General features: G+C 60.8%; 15 protein-coding genes. 5 read left to right on the top strand and 10 right to left on the bottom strand.

The window, feature by feature from the left end; all coding sequences use genetic code 11:
• Position 1 precedes the first annotated feature (1 nt).
• Positions 2–454 (top strand): YkgJ family cysteine cluster protein, encoded by a 453-nt coding sequence (locus G7Y52_RS05125; RefSeq protein WP_165067151.1) that lies wholly within the window; start codon positions 2–4, stop codon positions 452–454.
• Position 455: 1 nt separating this feature from the next.
• Positions 456–1,433 carry a J domain-containing protein gene (locus G7Y52_RS05120; RefSeq protein WP_165067148.1) on the top strand — a complete coding sequence of 326 codons (978 nt, stop codon included), beginning with the start codon at positions 456–458 and terminating at the stop codon, positions 1,431–1,433.
• Between the two features lie 71 nt (positions 1,434–1,504).
• Here G7Y52_RS05120 and panD read toward each other — a convergent pair whose 3' ends face one another.
• From panD to G7Y52_RS05105, 3 genes are all read right to left on the bottom strand, one after another.
• A complete protein-coding gene (gene panD, locus G7Y52_RS05115) occupies positions 1,505–1,927 on the bottom strand; it encodes an aspartate 1-decarboxylase (RefSeq protein ID WP_165067145.1) in 423 nt (140 codons plus the stop codon).
• 108 nt (positions 1,928–2,035) lie between these two features.
• Positions 2,036–2,458 (bottom strand): hypothetical protein, encoded by a 423-nt coding sequence (locus G7Y52_RS05110; protein ID WP_165067142.1) that lies wholly within the window; start codon positions 2,456–2,458, stop codon positions 2,036–2,038.
• 559 nt (positions 2,459–3,017) lie between these two features.
• On the bottom strand, positions 3,018–3,824 hold the full coding sequence (locus tag G7Y52_RS05105) for an exodeoxyribonuclease III (RefSeq protein ID WP_165067139.1): 807 nt from the start codon (positions 3,822–3,824) through the stop codon (positions 3,018–3,020).
• Positions 3,825–4,039: 215 nt separating this feature from the next.
• Between G7Y52_RS05105 and G7Y52_RS05100 the strand changes: the two genes are divergently transcribed.
• Positions 4,040–4,630, top strand: a complete 591-nt coding sequence (locus G7Y52_RS05100) for an IMP cyclohydrolase (RefSeq protein WP_165067136.1) — start codon at positions 4,040–4,042, stop codon at positions 4,628–4,630.
• 213 nt (positions 4,631–4,843) lie between these two features.
• Positions 4,844–6,370, top strand: coding sequence for a GTPase HflX (gene hflX / locus G7Y52_RS05095; RefSeq protein WP_241159599.1), 1,527 nt, complete (start codon positions 4,844–4,846; stop codon positions 6,368–6,370).
• A 343-nt stretch (positions 6,371–6,713) separates the two neighbouring features.
• Here hflX and G7Y52_RS05090 read toward each other — a convergent pair whose 3' ends face one another.
• The 7 genes from G7Y52_RS05090 to G7Y52_RS05060 all read right to left on the bottom strand — a co-directional run bounded on the left by G7Y52_RS05090 (position 6,714) and on the right by G7Y52_RS05060 (position 15,186).
• Complete coding sequence (locus G7Y52_RS05090) at positions 6,714–7,622, bottom strand: lytic murein transglycosylase (protein WP_241159598.1); 909 nt, start codon at positions 7,620–7,622, stop codon at positions 6,714–6,716.
• Between the two features lie 290 nt (positions 7,623–7,912).
• The gene (locus G7Y52_RS05085; RefSeq protein ID WP_165067131.1) at positions 7,913–8,605 is read right to left on the bottom strand and encodes a helix-turn-helix domain-containing protein; all 693 of its coding nucleotides are present in this window, start codon (positions 8,603–8,605) and stop codon (positions 7,913–7,915) included.
• A gap of 35 nt (positions 8,606–8,640) precedes the next feature.
• On the bottom strand, positions 8,641–9,489 hold the full coding sequence (locus tag G7Y52_RS05080) for a protease modulator HflC (RefSeq protein WP_165067128.1): 849 nt from the start codon (positions 9,487–9,489) through the stop codon (positions 8,641–8,643).
• Entirely contained in the window at positions 9,489–10,643 is a 1,155-nt protein-coding gene (gene hflK, locus G7Y52_RS05075) for an FtsH protease activity modulator HflK (protein ID WP_165067125.1), read from the bottom strand. The genes G7Y52_RS05080 and hflK overlap by 1 nt, the downstream gene beginning before the upstream one ends.
• 590 nt (positions 10,644–11,233) lie before the next feature.
• Positions 11,234–11,509 (bottom strand): hypothetical protein, encoded by a 276-nt coding sequence (locus G7Y52_RS05070; RefSeq protein ID WP_165067122.1) that lies wholly within the window; start codon positions 11,507–11,509, stop codon positions 11,234–11,236.
• A gap of 258 nt (positions 11,510–11,767) precedes the next feature.
• Positions 11,768–13,426, bottom strand: a complete 1,659-nt coding sequence (locus G7Y52_RS05065) for a ribonuclease J (RefSeq protein ID WP_165067119.1) — start codon at positions 13,424–13,426, stop codon at positions 11,768–11,770.
• Between the two features lie 434 nt (positions 13,427–13,860).
• A complete protein-coding gene (locus tag G7Y52_RS05060) occupies positions 13,861–15,186 on the bottom strand; it encodes a TolC family protein (protein WP_241159597.1) in 1,326 nt (441 codons plus the stop codon).
• Between the two features lie 139 nt (positions 15,187–15,325).
• Between G7Y52_RS05060 and G7Y52_RS15465 the strand changes: the two genes are divergently transcribed.
• A complete protein-coding gene (locus G7Y52_RS15465; RefSeq protein ID WP_277424287.1) occupies positions 15,326–15,460 on the top strand; it encodes a hypothetical protein in 135 nt (44 codons plus the stop codon).
• Positions 15,461–15,548 lie beyond the last annotated feature (88 nt).

The following is a 15,548-nucleotide window of genomic DNA, read 5'->3' as shown; positions in this document are numbered from 1 at the left end:
GATGGTCGTTTGGAATACGGAAACCGTTTTTGCCTGCCGCATGTGCGGCCGCTGCTGTGAAGGCCGTGGCGGCATTGTGGTCGGCCCGGCGGATCTCGCGCGTCTTTGCGCGTTTTTGAATCTTGCGGCCGATGAAGTCATTGCGCGGTACGGCGAGCGCTCCAACGGCAAGTTGAAAATACGCTCCGGCGAGGACGATCGTTGCATTTTTTTCAGGCAGGGTCAGGGTTGCGGCGTGCATGAGGCGAAACCGGCCATTTGCCGGGCTTGGCCTTTTTTTCGCGGCAATCTGGAAGATCCGGCAAGCCTTGCTTTGGCCAAAAAATTTTGCCCGGGCATCGCGCCAGAGGTGGAACATGCGGTTTTCTCCCGGCTGGGGCGCGGCTATTTGCGTGCGCATGGGCTCATTGCAAACGACCCTTCCTGCGAAGCCAACGCGCTGATTCTCAAGTAAGATGCGACGCAAGCCACGCCAGCTCTCCGTCAAGGAATGCTATGCCATTCTCATGCTCGAGAAAGGAGCTGATCTGGAAGCCCTGAAACGGGCTTACCGACGGCGCGCTTTTGAGCTCCATCCGGATTTGAACCCTGACAATCCCGAGGCCAGCCGACAGTTTCAATTGCTCAATGAGGCCTATGTGGCCCTTTCGGGGGTGCTCAAACCCGCTGCCGAGAACAGGGAAAAGAAGCAGGCCCGGCGGCCCGAGGCCCAGACGCGACAGAATACAGCAGAGCGGGCCGGCGCGCAGCCTCAGAATCAGAAAAAGCAGGAGCCCGAGAGGGGGCAAGAGGCTTCCGGACCACAAACCGGGGCAGGAAAGGCAGAAGAAAGCCGCGCGGCAGAGCACGCTCAGTCCGCTGCCCACGAAGCAAAAGAGGCCAATGGGCAAACCGGTCCGGCGGAGGGCCCATCCCGGCGCGAACAGGCTGAAGAAAGCCGGAACGGCTATGCGGAACAGGATGTGCTCCGGGATCTGCTCAATGATCCTTTTGCCCGGCGTGTTTTTGAGGATATTTACAGTGAATTGAATCGTCAACAGGCGGATGGTCAGGACGAGGCGAAAAAAAATACCTCCCGGCCCCGCCCCGCCGAGGCCCGGGAAAAGAAAAACACCAGGCTCCATCAGGGCAATCTGGCCTGGGGCACGTCCAAATGGAACACGGATTTCAACAAGGGCGTTACAGGCATCGTCAAAGACTGGCTGCGCCGTCAGATCGATGAGGAGCAGAGCCTGACACTCCCGGCCGCCAAACTGGCCCCGGGCAGGCATGTGCGCCTGCAAATCCGCCGCGGGATTTCCGGCGAGCTGCACACCGTTGAGATAACCCTGCCGCCTGATTTCAGCGTTGGCAAGCCCGTGCGCCTGCGTGGCCTGGGCAGGCGGGTCGGCCCCTGGCAGGGCGATCTTTACCTCACGCTGTACAATGAATAGCGCACGGATTTTGTAAACTTTTCCGGGGAACGTAGCTCATTTCAAGCGGATATTTTCAATCAAAAAACGCTCTAATGCAGCGGCGAGGAAAGAATGCTGAATTCAAAGCCTGTGTCCGGCTTGCCGCCCACCGCATAGAGCAAACGCTCCTGCACCGTGTTGTCGTCGGCAAACGTCAACACCACAGGCTTTCGTGAAGCAATTTCCGCGGGATCGTTGACGTATTCAAAAGCGCAGATGATCACCTCGTCTCCCAGGCAGCAATGCCGCGCGGCTGCGCCGTTCAAAATGCAGCACTTTGAACCGGGCTCGCCGTAAATGACATAGGTTGAGAGACGCCGCCCGTTGTTCTTGTTCCAGATATAGACAAATTCCAGCGGATAAATCCCTGCCAGCGCACATTGCTGCGGGTCCAGCGTGATCGAGCCGTGATAGTTCAGGGCGCAGCCGGTCACATGGATGCCGTGCAATTTGGCCCGCATGATTTTAATCATCGGTTCTCGCCTTTGTTTGACTGTGAAGCAGGGATTCGCCCGCAACAGGGCCGGACGTTGAAAAAGGCCGCGCATGCGGCCTTGGAACGCTCAAAAAACGCGGGGTGATCAGTAGCTTCTGATATACTCGTCAAGGTTCTCCGCAGAGCAATTGCGGCTGACCCAAAAAGCCGAAGCCCAGACCATCAGAGCCGTTGCCTGCGTATCGTCCAGGCCTTTGAGTTTTGATTCCAGGCTGGTTTTGCTGGCCCCGTGGCGCAAATGCACGTTGTTGAGCTCGCAAGCGTCCGTGACCTGCAGCAAAAGGTAGGACAGGCGCGTGTGATCAGGCATCAGCTTTATATCCTTGTGAGCCTCGACAATGGTCTTCAATTCGGCTGCGCTGAACATCTGCTTGATAGCAGTCACGGCCCGGAAAAAGGTATCCACTGCCCACGGCAGAATAAATTCCGCTCCGGCGCTTTTGGTGCGGAAGTAATCTTTGAGCCAGCGTTCTTGATCGTCGTTAATGCGTGCTGCAACCTGCGGCATGGATGCCCCCGATGCTTGCGTGTGCCCGACTGAAAGGCCGGGCATTTCACGCCCGTTGTTTCCTAAATGGCTACACTACGTTGCAGAAAAACTCAAGAGTTGATCCAGACGCGGACTCGGGAAGCGTTTGCAACAGTTCCCAAAATGAGACCCCAGGCCGCGCAGACCAAAAGGCGCTGCATACGCGCGGCCGGAGCGCCCTTTCCGCCCAGCCCGTCTCCCTTTAGAGCATTTTGTTTTGAAATTATTCAATTTCAAAAGCGGCGCTGCCATCATTTCCCCGCAAGCGGGACAAGCCCCCGCAAGCGGGACAAGCGCCTGAAAAGCGTGGTTTTCAGGCTCATTCGGCGCGGGCGTCCGCTCCCGCTGCCGCCAGAGCGTTTAGCTGATTTCCATGAGCAAAACGCTCTGCGGGCCGTTCCCAGTGGGCAGCCCTCATTGCAATGCCGTCCGCAAAAATCCGACTTTTTCGGGCGGCAAGGCGCAAAATGGAAAGCAGAACCCGCGCCGCATCGTGCCGCCGTCAGTGCTGCTGTGGCGGCAGAAATGCGGGCAGGCGCTACAGATCCAGGGCAAGGCCCACCGGGCAATGATCCGAGCCGTAGACCTGGTCTTCAATCCAGGCGTCGCGGATGGCCGGCGCCAGTTCTTCGGAAACAAAAAAATAATCAATGCGCCAGCCGATATTCTTTGCCCGCGCGCGTGTTTTATACGACCACCAGGAATAGCAGCCGGTTTTGTCGCCATGCACCTGGCGGAAGGTATCCACATAGCCCATTGCTGTGAAACGATCCAAAAAGGCGCGTTCTTCGGGCAGAAAACCGGTATTTTTCACATTTTGCCTGGGGCGTGCCAGATCAATGGCTTTGTGGGCAATGTTGAAATCCCCGCAGACCACAATCGGTTTGCTTTGGCGGCACTCTTCGGCATAGCTCAGAAATGCCTCGAAAAAACCCATTTTATAGGGTACACGCCTGAATCGCCCTGTGGGCTTGCCGTTTTCATCCAACTCCTCGGCCCCGCCATTGGGGAAATACCCGTTGAAAAAATGAAAATCCGCGAATTCGAGATGCAGCAAACGCCCCTCGCCCTGGTAGGCGGGCTCGGGCAGTTCCGCCCGCGCGGCCAGAGGGGCGATCTTGCTGAATACGGCTACGCCCGAATAACCTTTCCTGACATGGCTTGAGTCCCAGTGCGCCTGCCAACCGGCGGGCTCGGCCACTTCCGGCGTGAGCTGATCGGGATGGGCCTTGGTTTCCTGCAAGGCCACAATCTGCGCGTCCGTTTCCGCGAACCAGCGCCAATCGCTTTTGGCGGCCAGGGCCCGCAGGCCGTTTACATTCCAGGAAACAAGTTTGATCAGCATACTCCCTCCACTGGCGGCAAAATACCCCGGCCCGCGCAGGAGAGCAAGCAATGTGAAAAGGTCTCCCACAAGGCGCGGCATCCGAAAAGCCTGCCTGCGCACAGGCCGTTGCGAAGAGTTTTTTTTTCCGGTACATGAAAAGTGTTTTTGATCGTCGGATCTGACACTGAATCCGCTCGCCGGCAGGTATACGTTTCGTCTGCAAGGAGTGCCTCATGGAAAGATTGCCCATCCGTCGCGCTGTTTTGAGCGTCACAGACAAGAGCGGGCTTGTGGATTTCGCCACATTTCTTGTTGCGCGCGGCGTGGAGCTGATCTCCACGGGAGGCACCCAGAAAGTGCTCTGCGCGGCCGGGCTGCCCGTCACCGCCGTAAGCACGGTGACGGGTTTTCCGGAAATTCTGGACGGTCGCGTCAAAACGCTGCATCCCAAAATCCACGCGGGCATCCTGGCCAATAAGGACGATCCCTTCCATTTGCAGACCCTGGCGGAAAAGGGCATCCGGCCTTTTGACCTGGTCTGCGTCAACCTCTACGACTTTGCCGGCGCTGTGGAGCGTCGCCTTTCTCTGGAAGAAGCCGTGGAGGAAATTGATATCGGCGGCCCCTGCATGCTGCGCGCTGCGGCCAAAAACTTTCACAGCGTCCTGGTGCTGCCCTCGCCGCAATGGTACGGCACGGCAATGGATGAAATGCGCAAGAATGAAATGACCGTGGGCCTGGAGTTCCGGCAGATTATGGCCTCGCGGGCCTTTGAGGCCACCTCGCGCTATGACGCGCTGATCACGTCCTATCTGCGGCCCTAGGGCGTTTTGCTCATGAAATTAGCAAAACGCTCTGCGCATGTATTCTCCGCCGACTAACCCCAGGAGTTCCCCATCTCTAAACCCGAAGGCAACCTGCAAGGCCTCAAGCCAAGTCAGATCAACGCGCTGAACCGGCTTTTCAACCGCCGTTTTCCGACCGAAGACGTTTATACCATTGAGCAGGCCCGCGAGCTCGCGCTGCTTTCGCGCGCCGTGGGGCGGCAGGTGGGTTTGCTTATCGATCGCAAGGGCCGGGTGAACATGGTTCTGGTAGGCGAGCCTGCAAGCATTCTGATTCCCGAACTGCCGCGCGGCCGTTCCGGCGCGGATCGTCTGCGCGGCCTGCGATTCCTGCATACCCACCTTTCGCCTGACGGCGTGAGCCAGGAAGACCTCATGGATATGCTCTTCCTGCGGCTGGACGCGATCATCACGCTCAGCGTGAACCCGGCAGGCGAGCCTGTGCAATGGCAGGCCGCGCATCTGCTGCCCTCGGGCGCGGCAGACAAGCCTTACCATCTGGAACCGCCGCGCCCCTGGGATCATACGGTCGCGCAGTTTTCAGCCACAGCCGAGGCGCTGGAAGCGGAACTGGGCCGCAGCGCCGAGGATGCCCGCCAGGCCGGCGACGCGCCGCGCGCTCTGCTGGTCTCCGTGGCGACCCTGCCGCGGGTTTTGCAGGAGCGCAACCTGGACGAGCTGGCCGAACTGGCCCGCACAGCCGGGCTGATTGTAGCCGGGCGCATGGTGCAGCGCGTGGCGCAGGTCAACCCCCGCCTGATCCTGGGCAAAGGCAAAGTGGCGGAACTGGAAGTGCTGGCCCTGCAGGGCCGCGCGGGAATGCTGGTTTTCGACGGCGAGCTCTCGCCCACGCAGCTGCACAATCTGGCTGACATCACCGAGCGCAAGGTCATTGACCGCACCCAGCTTATTCTGGACATTTTTGCGCAGCACGCCGTAAGCAGAGCAGGCAAGCTCCAGGTAGAGCTGGCCCAGTTGCGGTATACCCTGCCGCGTCTGGTGGGCAAAAACCGGGCCATGGATCGGCTGATGGGCGGCATCGGCGGCCGCGGGCCCGGTGAAACCAAGCTGGAAACGGATCGCCGCAAAAGCCGCGAGCGCATGACGCGGCTGCGCAAAGAGCTGGATCAGCTGCGGCGGCAACGCGCCTTCACCCGAAGCCGCCGCTCGCGCCAGGGCATTCCCCTGGCCGCGCTGGTGGGCTATACCAATGCCGGCAAGTCTACCCTTCTGAACACGCTGACCCGCTCGGAAGTGCGGGCTGAAAACAAGCTCTTCGCCACATTGGACCCGACCACCCGGCGGCTGCGCTTTCCTGCTGAAAAAGAAATCATTCTGGCCGATACCGTGGGCTTTATCCGCAATCTGCCCAAAGAGCTGACCGACGCCTTCCGCGCCACGCTGGAAGAGCTGGACGCGGCGGATTTGCTGGTGCATGTGGCGGACGCCTCGCATCCCGACCTGTTGCAGCAGATTGCGGCCGTGGAAGCAATCCTTGCCGAAATGGAACTGAATCGCGTGCCGCGCCTGCTGGTGCTCAACAAATGGGATCAGTTGGAAGCCCCGGCCAGAGCCGAGCTGGCCGACGCTTTTCCAACTGCCCTGCCGGTTTCGGCCAAAAGCGGCGAAGGGCTGAAAAGTCTTCTGGCGCAGTTGGAAAGCGCGCTGCTGACCCTGCACAGGCCGCCGCTGGCGGACGTTCCCTTCTCGCTCAATTGAGCGCGCCCCGGTTTGCCGCGCGCCTGAAGGCGAACCGGATAATGTGTGAATCTGCCCTGAAGCGCCGCTGCATGTCCGGCCTCAGGGCTTGCGAAGCTCCTCCCCGTCCGAAGAGCCGGAGGCACAACGGTTTTACGTATCAAGCCCATCTCTGCCGCAGGGGGCAGTCCTAGAGCAGATTACCTTTGACTTTTTCTGAAAGTCAAAGGTGGCATTCAGGCGAAAAACGCGGTTTTCGCCTGAATGTACGCGCGTTGCGGCGGCTGCCGCTTTCGCGTCAGCAGAGCATTTTCAAAAGGAAAATGCTCTATCTCCGCAAGGCACTTTTCTCTGTCCGTGGATTTCAGCGTGATTTCGCCGATGGGCTCTCAGGCGCTCGGGTCACCAGATCGCTCAGGGCCAGGATGGTGTTGGCATAGGTTTGTGAATGGTTGTAGGCCATCAGGATCTTGTGCTGCCGGTCGCGCGCGAGCCCCGGCTTCCAGCCGTGTCTGGCCAGATAGTTGGCCAGGCTGGCCACCGCGTCGGGCACGCTGAAAAGATCCACTTTTCCGTCGCCGTCGCCGTCAGCGCCGTAGACGGCAATATTGGAGGGCATAAACTGGCACAGACCCACGGCCCCATAAATGGAACCGGGGAGCGTGCGCGGATCGGCCTTCTCACGCAGCAGATGCTGCAGCAAGGCGCGCACTTCCTTGTACGCCCAGTCTGCGCGCCTGGGCATGGTTGCTGCAAACCAGTCCAGATGCTGCTCATAGCCGGGCATGCGCGGCAGCCATTGGCTGATGCTTTGCGGCTCGCGGCTCACCGCCATGCTGGCCAGGGTGTAAAAGGCATTTTCAGGCACGTCGGCCAGCACCTTGCCGAGGCGCGTCTCCACAAAAAGCAGGGATGCGGCAATGGCCGGGGGCACGCCGTAGCGCGCCCCGGCGCGGGCAAAAGCCTGCGCGTTGGCCGCGATAAACTCCCGGCACAACCGGGCGTTGCGCTCTGTGACCACGCCCTTGTAATACAAGGGCGCGGGCTTGCCCGAAGGCGGCCTGGGGAAAAAACGCCGCAGATAGAGCTCGCGCATCTTGCGGCCCATGGGCGACTGGCTGGGCGTATTCCCCAGCGTGGCCAGCAGCCTGTCCACCTCGGGGCCGGCCAGACCGTCTGCGGCCAGGCGGCGGGCCAGGGGCTGCCACACAGGCGCAATGCCCGCAGCCGGGCCGGGCGGCGCGGCCTGCGTATGGCCGCCCGGCGCCGACACGCTTGCAGAGTCGCTTGAGGCTGGCGCGCCCCGGTTTGGGGAAAGCGTCGGCGTGGGCCTGGCAGCCGCGGGGGTGGCTGGGGATAACTCGGATGGACTGCCAAACTCCGCGGCCTGCGGCGGAACAGGATCTGAAATTGTGTCGCCCGTCGCGCCTGCGGCGGGCGGCGGTGAAGCCGTTTGGGCCCCGCCGCAGGCGGCGAGCAACAAACAAATGGTCAAAAAGCAGCCCGGCAAAAAAGCCCGGCAAAAGCATACGGCTTTGTGCCGCGGCCGCCAAGGGCGCATGCTTACAGCTCCTGCAGAATCCAGACGACCCGGCCCAACAGGCGCTTGGCCAGCAGTTCGGGCGTCAATGCGGTTTCGGGAAAATCCGGACTCTCCGAGCGCAGCAGATAGCCGTCCTGCGCGCTGTTCAAAAACACGCGGCGCAGCATAAGCCCTTCATTGGGCGCAAAAATGGCGTACATCTGGCCGGAAACCACGGTATTGTCCAGAGTATCCACGCCCAAATGCGCTCCGGGAAGGATCAGGGGGCTCATGTTGGCCCCGCGCATGCGCAGCACCAGAAGGCCTTCCCGTCCCAGAGAAAGCGGCAAGGCGATTTTGCCCACCGGCGTCAGCTCCGGCCGGGAGGCCTTGTCGTTATACGCGCACTGCATGTCGAAAATCGTGGAAACGGAATGCTTGGCCAGGGCATCACCGTAATGGGCCGCGCTTTCGGCCAGAGCGGCCGGCGCGTCCTGCGGCATGTAGCCGTGCTCGGTGCGCAGATACATGGGCCCTACTCCCTGCTTGAGCCAGTCAGGATTAAGGCCGAACTTTTCAAACAACTTCATATACCAGTCGCCCGGCACGGAATTGCGCCGTTTGGCGTCTGAAATGCTCGACTGGCGAATATCCAGCACTTCGGCCAGTTCCACTTGGGTGCGGCTGCTGGTGGCCAGCTTGATGCGTTCGTATATCTCTGCAAAGGCAGGCATGAGGCGACTCCATAACGCGGCTCAGGGCCGCGTTGTCATTGTTGCAGATTAAGAAGCGGCGCTTGATTGGTAAGCACCATTTTGCTGTTGTCTTTGAAGGATTTGCGCATGGCCTCCAGCCAACGCTGGTAGGCATAAAATTCCGGCGACTTGTTGTAGGCCTCCGCATAGATGGACGCAGCCCTGGCGTCGCCCGCGCCACGCACGATCTGCGCCTCACGGGCGGCTTCGGCGAGGATCACGGCGCTCTGGCGATCCGCGTCCGAGCGGATGCGCGTGGATTCCTCCTCGCCCTCCGAACGGTACTGCTTGGCCTGGCGCTCGCGCTCGGCGCGCATGCGTCCGAAAATGGCCCGTTGGTTTTCCGCCGGCAAATCCGTGCGCTTGATGCGCACATCCAGCACTTCCACGCCGAAAGGCTTCATCAGCTCCGAGACCTTGTTGGTCACTTCCTTCATGATCGCCGCGCGCTGGGAAGACACCACCTCGGTGAGGGTGTACGCGCCGATCAAAGCCCGCAACTGTGAATAGACCACATCGTCCAGACGCGCCTGCGCCCCGGGTATGGTGCGCATGGTGCGGTAAAACTGGAGCGGATTGATGATCTTCCAGCGGGCGTAGTTATCAAGCACGATGGCCTTCTTGTCCACGGTGAAGGCTTCTCGCGAGCGTGCCTCGTAATCCAGCACGCGGGAATCAAAATAGACCACGTTCTGAATAAAGGGCAGCTTGAAATGCAGGCCCGGCCCGTACACCCGCGAAAGCGGCTCGCCCAGTTGCAGCACCAGGGCTTTCTGGGTCTGGTGTACGGTGAAGAAACACTGGCTGGCAAAAATCACGACGACGAGTGCCAGGACAGTCAGAAGCAGCGGATTTTTACGCATTACTTTTTCTCCGGGCCCCTGGGGGCCTGAGGCTGGTCCAGGCCGGGCAGCGGCAGATAGGGCAACACGCGGCCGGCGGCTGCGCCGTCCATCAGCACCTTGTCTTTCGCGCCGGACAGAATTCCTTCCATTGCTTCATAATACAGCCGCTGCTCCGTGACCTTGGGGGCTTTGGCATGCTCCTGGCGCAGGGCATCGAAACGGGAGGCATCGCCCTCGGCAGTGCGCACCCGGGTGGCATTGTAGGCTTCGGCCTGGTTGCGCAGGGCCGCCGCCTGCCCGCGCGCCTTGGGCAAAAGCTCGTTGCGGTAGGCTTCGGCTTCATTGATGATCCGGCTCTTGTCCTCGCGGGCGCTGGCCACATCCTTGAAGGCGTCGATGACGTCCTGCGGGGGATGCACGTCCTGCAACTGCACGGCTATGACCTGGATGCCCGCTCCATAGCGATTGAGAATCTGCTGCAGAAGCTGCGTGGCCTCGCTCTGGATCTTGAGCTTGCCGTCAGTGATCGCGGAGTCGATCTGGCTGTTGCCGATGACTTCGCGCATGGCGGCCTCGGCCGCGTTGCGCACAAGTGCGGTAGGCGCGCTCACATTGAAAAGATATTGCACGGGATCGCTGATCTTGTACTGCACGCTGAACTGGACATTGACGATATTTTCGTCGCCCGTCAGCATGGAGGCTTCTTCGGGTATTGTCCGCAACTGGCCCTGCTGGAAGGTGGCGCTCTGCCCCACGGAGCGGAACCCCACCTCGCTGCGCAACACCTGGGTGACATGCGGCTTGTAGACCGATTCAACGGGCACAGGCCAGGCATAATGCGGCCCGGGGCCTTCCGTGCGGTCATACTTGCCGAAGCGCAGCACCACGCCCTGCTCATCGGGGTTGACGATGTAAATGCCCGACAACAGCCATAGAACCACAACGGCAAGCACGACCAGAATCACCGCTCGCCCGTTGGGCACGCGCATTTGGGAAAGACGATTGAACGGATTGCCGTCCGACTGCCTGCCCTTGCCAAAGGGAGTGCGCCTGGCGCGGGGCTCGCCGCGCTCCGACGCCTCATCATCCTGATCGCGGGGGGGCCGGGGGGGCGGATTCTGCCCCTGCTGTCTCTGCCGTTTTTCCTGTAATTTGTCCCAATCCCAATTCATGGTGGAGGCAATACCTTTGCTTCAGATGTGCGGGCGGCCATATACAATGTATACAGATGTTACGCCCTGAGGGTGAGGGGTAGTGTTTATAAATAGAACACGATTTCATCCTGGTCAAGACGGGCGACAGCGCAATAGCAACCCGGGGCGCGGCGCGCCGGTTGGCAAAACGCGAGGAAGAATCTCCGCAAGTTTGAGAGGGGAAAGACTTTTCGACTGATGCTTTTTTAGAAAGAGCGGCGTTGAGAACGTATTCTGAAAGGGCATAAAAAGCCATCGGCCCCTACACTGCCGCATTTGCTTCCCGCAGAACACATAAAAAACGCCATGGCCTCGCCTTTGCAAACTGCGATGCCGGAAAGCTGGCTTTCGCCCTGGCTTGTACAAATTATTTTTCTATAATAGGACTTTTTATTTTTTCGGCAAGGACTCACGGCGAGGCGAAAGCACTGCCCGCAGTCGCGGGGGCGTGAAAGGGACGCGCGGCGTATCAATGTCGTCTTTCTCCGTAACGCGCTCAGTGCCAACGGCTGACGCGCGCGGCGGCAGATGCTCCGGCAGCCGCCAGAGAATTTCAAAATGAAATTGCCCTACTGCGCCATGCCAGCCATATAATCCTTTCCGGCGCGCACAATGGGGCTGCGCAGGCTCGCGCCTGCCAGCGGCACCACGCGCACCAGGCGCACCACGTCGGCCTCCACCGCGAAACCGGGCGCATACTCGCTCAGGCCGCGGCGCGGGTCTTGGGCCGTGCCGCCTTGCCAGAGCAGAAAAGCGAAAAAGAATGCGCTGCCCAACAGCACCGTGCTTAACAGGGCATAAGGAGCCGTATGCGCTTTGCTCAAGGTAATGATCCGCTGTGCCATGCTTCCTCCGGGAGAGTCCTTTTGGGGCAAAGCGCCCGTGCCGCTACCGGCGTGCCGCGCAGGGGGCCGCGGCACTTTTTTCCGCCTGTCTCTCCTTACATGGGGAAGGGAGCAAAAAGCATACCGCCCGGCAGAGAGCAGAACCGCTGCCCTTTGCCGGGCGTCTGAAAAGAAATTCGCGCCTGGGCCGAGTGGCTGTTTTGCGGACGGCCGCGCCCGTGCTGCCGGGGTACCTGGGCAGATCCTTTTGAGCCTGCTCTACACTTCGCTGATGATCGGCACCACCACCGGGTCGCGTTCCAGCACGCGGCGGAAAAAACGCCGCAGGGAAGAGCGGATGCCCTCCTGCATGCGCGTAAGCTGCCCGGGCCGGGCCGCCTCGATCTCATCCAGCACAAGGCATTTGGCGTCTTCCAGCAAGTGGCTGTAGTGCTGCTCGAAAACAAAGCCCTTGGAAATCATTTCCGGGCCGTGCAGCACGCTGCCTGTCTCCGAATCCACCACCAGAACCACAATGACCATGCCTTCGTCGCCCAGTATGCGCCGCTCCTTGAGCACGGCAAAACCCACGTCGCCCACGCCCTTGCCGTCCACCAGAGTGCATTCCACGGGCACGCGATCTTCCAGGCGGAAGGCGTCGGGCAAAAGCGTCAGAGGCTGGCCGTCTTCCAGAAGGATGATATTCTCCTGCGCCACGCCGCACTCGGCGGCCAGCCGGCCGTGCTTGACCAGATGCTGATACTCGCCATGCACCGGCACGAAAAGCTCGGGCCGCACCGCCAGGAGCATTTCGCGCAATTCCTCGCTGTGGGCATGGCCGGAAGCGTGGATGGCGTGCACGCTCTCATAGAGCACTTCCGCGCCCAGGCGGTACATCTCATTGATCAGGCGGGAAATGGCCTTGGCGTTGCCCGGGATCATCCGCGAGCTCATGACCACGGTATCGCCCTTGCGGATGCAGAGCTGGCGGTGGCCCCCCAGAACCATACGCGAGAGCGCCGAGAGCGGCTCGCCCTGCGCGCCGGTGACCACCAGCACGAGCCGGTTGTCCGGCAGATCCGGCACCCCGTTGTGCGCGTTGAAAAAGGCGGGCGGCAGCCTGGCAAAGCCCAGATCCCGCGCCATTTCAATATTATTGGCCAGGGATTTGCCGCTGATCACCACCGTGCGCCCGTGCTCCCGGGCCAGATCGAAGACTTCCTGGATGCGCTGGATATGGCTGGAAAAAAGCGTGATCACAATCCGGCCTTCCGCCGAATCAAAGACCTTGCCCAGAGACTCCTTGACTTCCCGCTCCGTGAGCGAACGCCCCTCGCGCATCACATTGGTGGAATCCGAAAGCAAGAGGCGCGCGCCTTTTGGCCCGGCGAAGTTGCGAAACAACTGCAAATCCGTGCCCGAGCCGCCCAGGGGATGCGGGTCGATTTTGAAGTCCCCGCTGTGCACCACCCGGCCCACTGGCGTTTCCACGCCCAGGCCGAAGCCTTCGGGAATGGAATGGCAGACCGGGAAAAAGTGAAACTTCAAATCGCCCAGCGGCAGCACGGTGTTGGCGTCCACCGGGCAAAGTTCCACCCAGTCCAGGATTTCGTGCTCGCGCAGCTTGTGCTCCACCAGAGCCAGGGTGAAGCGCGAACCGTAGATGCGCGTGCCCTTGAGTTCCGGCACAAGCCAGGGCAGCGCGCCGATGTGATCCTCATGGCCGTGGGTGAGCACAATGCCCAGCAGCTTGTCTTTAATGTTCCTCACAGCGCCGAAATGCGGAATGACCACGTCCACGCCCAGATGCGCGTCGTCCGGGAACATCAGCCCGCAGTCCACCATGACCACGCCGCCCGCGCTTTCCCACAGTTGACAGTTGAGGCCGATTTCCCCGAGCCCCCCAAGAGGCGTAATGCTGAGATATGCTTCGTTCATGTCTGCCGTGCCTGTTGTTGACGCGCTGCAAAACGGGCGCGCTCCGTGATTGCGAGTTCAGGCCGAAGCCGCATGACGCGGCATCGGGGTTGCGGCCACGGCGGGAGCATGATCCCGCCCCTTCCCCACGGTTCCGCATTCCGGCACGGCCTGCTGCCGTCCGCTTCCGGATGCGCTGGAGAAATTTGCTCTTGAAACGCTTTGCCTTTGCAAAGGCTCATTGAGTGGAAAAAAACTGTTCGCGAGCCAATCCCGCCGCCTTGCGGCGCACGATGCGCGGCGTCACTGCGTTTGGACTTTGGAAGGATTCACTTGCAGAGTGAAATTCCTTTTTCAACCATGTAAAATTAAAATGAATTTTTTGAGAAAATCATCTCAAAGGTGAATTCCTTGAGCCTTGAGATGCGCTGCCTTTCGCGAAAGCCGGGCAGCGCCTACCGTTGCATGAGGTCGGGATGAAATTCGCCCATAGCTACATAAATCTGGGCCAGGGCCGTAAGATAATCCGCCTTGGCGCCGGTCAGCGAGGCCTGGGCCGTGGTCAGCCTGGCGGAAGCGTCAAGCACGTCGAAGTTGGTGCCCACCTGCTCCTGATACCGGGCCAGGGCCACATTATACGCTTCCCTTGCCTGCTCCACGCCCTTTTCGGCCACGGAAATGCGCTTCTGCGCCTCATGCACGGCCAGCAATTTGGATTTGATCTCATAGCCTACCGTGAGCTTCAGGTTGTCCTCTTCGTAGCGCATTTTGCTGACCAGCCAGCCCGCCTGCTTATCCGCGTAATAGGTGGTGCCCCATTGAAAGATATTCCAGGTGGCGCGGGCTCCCACCTCCCAGGTGGTTCCGCGCGAGCTGCGATCGCTGCTGCCCGCCCGTTGCAGATCCGGGGTGTTGCCGGTCTGCGTGATGTTGTAATAGGCCTCCACCTCCGGGTAATAGTCGCTCTGGACCACGCGCTGATCCTTGCCCGCGATCTCCACGGATCTGGCGGCCATATAGAGATCGGGCCGCTGCCGGTACGCGGTTTCCAGACATTGCTCCAGAGTCCGGTTGAACGGCACATGGGCGAGCCTGCCCGCATATTCCGCCCTGGCCGTGGCAGGCAGCCCCAGCAGGGTATTGAGCATGGCCAGACTGGTGTCGCGGTTGTTTTCCGCCTGGATCAGCAGGTTTTCCGCCTGGCTCACATTGACCTCCGCCTGCAGCACGTCCAGACGCGGCCGCAGGCCCACATCGAAAAAGGCCGTGGTGATGCGCAGTTGATCGCGCAGCCGGGCCAGCGAGTCCCGCTCGCTGCGCACGTTTTCCTCGGCGCGCAGATAATTCAGAAAATAGGTCTGCACCTGTTCGGTCATGGCCAGCTCGGCATTGCGCAGGGCGGCCTTGTCGCTGTCCGCCTGCAAGGCGGCTTTCTGATACCTGGCCAGCAGCCTGAAACCCTGAAATACCGGCTGGGAGACTTCCACCCCCCAACTGTAGGTTCCCAGTTCCGGCGGGCGCGTGGTGGAAGGGGAGGACGTTCTCTCCTGCTTGACGGCCGTATAGCTCATGCCCAGCTTGGGGCCAAAGGCGCCGCGCGCGGATTTGCGGCCCTCTTCCGAGGAGCGGCTCTGCGATTCCTGCGCGCCCAGGCTGGGATTGAACTTCAGGGCGCGTTCAACGGCCTGGGGCATGGTTATGGCATCCGGCAGGCCCTGATGCGCATTTTCCAGAGATTGCGGGCGTTGCCCCTTGTAGAGCGGCGCGGGCGCGGATTTCATGGAACCTGCGCGGGAAGCCGCCGCGGAAGAATTCTGGGCCGCCGCCCAAACGGCATTGCAAGCGGAACAGACGCCCACAGCCCACAAAAAGGCAAAAAGCCACGGCGCAAGGCCACGGCAAAACACTATTCGCATTGGCATGCCCGCAACATACACTCAGAGCAGCGGCATTGGCAATACGACTTTTCGGGCACGCCAGGGCTGCCCCTGGCCCAAAAACGCGGTTTCCGGCTCGTTTCCGGCGGCTCTGCCGCCGCGTCAGGCTCTCGCCTGACGGGAGAAATCATGTCTGAAATGACTTCCGGTACTTGTGAAGATGCGCGCCGCGCCGGACTCCTGCTCTGCGTTGGAAATCAGCCCCG

Origin of the sequence: Desulfovibrio sp. ZJ200 (assembly GCF_011039095.1) — a bacterium.
Classification (GTDB): Bacteria; Desulfobacterota; Desulfovibrionia; order Desulfovibrionales; family Desulfovibrionaceae; genus Desulfovibrio.
This window is presented reverse-complemented; position numbering and strand designations above follow the sequence as displayed.

Excerpts from the sequence above, each read along its gene's own strand:
- G7Y52_RS05125 (WP_165067151.1), top strand. The coding sequence starts at position 2 with ATGGTCGTTTGGAATACGGAAACCGTTTTTGCCTGCCGCATGTGCGGC.
- G7Y52_RS05120 (WP_165067148.1), top strand. The coding sequence starts at position 456 with ATGCGACGCAAGCCACGCCAGCTCTCCGTCAAGGAATGCTATGCCATT.
- panD (WP_165067145.1), bottom strand. The coding sequence starts at position 1,927 with ATGATTAAAATCATGCGGGCCAAATTGCACGGCATCCATGTGACCGGC.
- G7Y52_RS05110 (WP_165067142.1), bottom strand. The coding sequence starts at position 2,458 with ATGCCGCAGGTTGCAGCACGCATTAACGACGATCAAGAACGCTGGCTC.
- G7Y52_RS05105 (WP_165067139.1), bottom strand. The coding sequence starts at position 3,824 with ATGCTGATCAAACTTGTTTCCTGGAATGTAAACGGCCTGCGGGCCCTG.
- G7Y52_RS05100 (WP_165067136.1), top strand. The coding sequence starts at position 4,040 with ATGGAAAGATTGCCCATCCGTCGCGCTGTTTTGAGCGTCACAGACAAG.
- G7Y52_RS05085 (WP_165067131.1), bottom strand. The coding sequence starts at position 8,605 with ATGCCTGCCTTTGCAGAGATATACGAACGCATCAAGCTGGCCACCAGC.
- G7Y52_RS05080 (WP_165067128.1), bottom strand. The coding sequence starts at position 9,489 with ATGCGTAAAAATCCGCTGCTTCTGACTGTCCTGGCACTCGTCGTCGTG.
- hflK (WP_165067125.1), bottom strand. The coding sequence starts at position 10,643 with ATGAATTGGGATTGGGACAAATTACAGGAAAAACGGCAGAGACAGCAG.
- G7Y52_RS05070 (WP_165067122.1), bottom strand. The coding sequence starts at position 11,509 with ATGGCACAGCGGATCATTACCTTGAGCAAAGCGCATACGGCTCCTTAT.
- G7Y52_RS05065 (WP_165067119.1), bottom strand. The coding sequence starts at position 13,426 with ATGAACGAAGCATATCTCAGCATTACGCCTCTTGGGGGGCTCGGGGAA.
- G7Y52_RS05060 (WP_241159597.1), bottom strand. The coding sequence starts at position 15,186 with ATGAAATCCGCGCCCGCGCCGCTCTACAAGGGGCAACGCCCGCAATCT.
- G7Y52_RS15465 (WP_277424287.1), top strand. The coding sequence starts at position 15,326 with ATGCCCGCAACATACACTCAGAGCAGCGGCATTGGCAATACGACTTTT.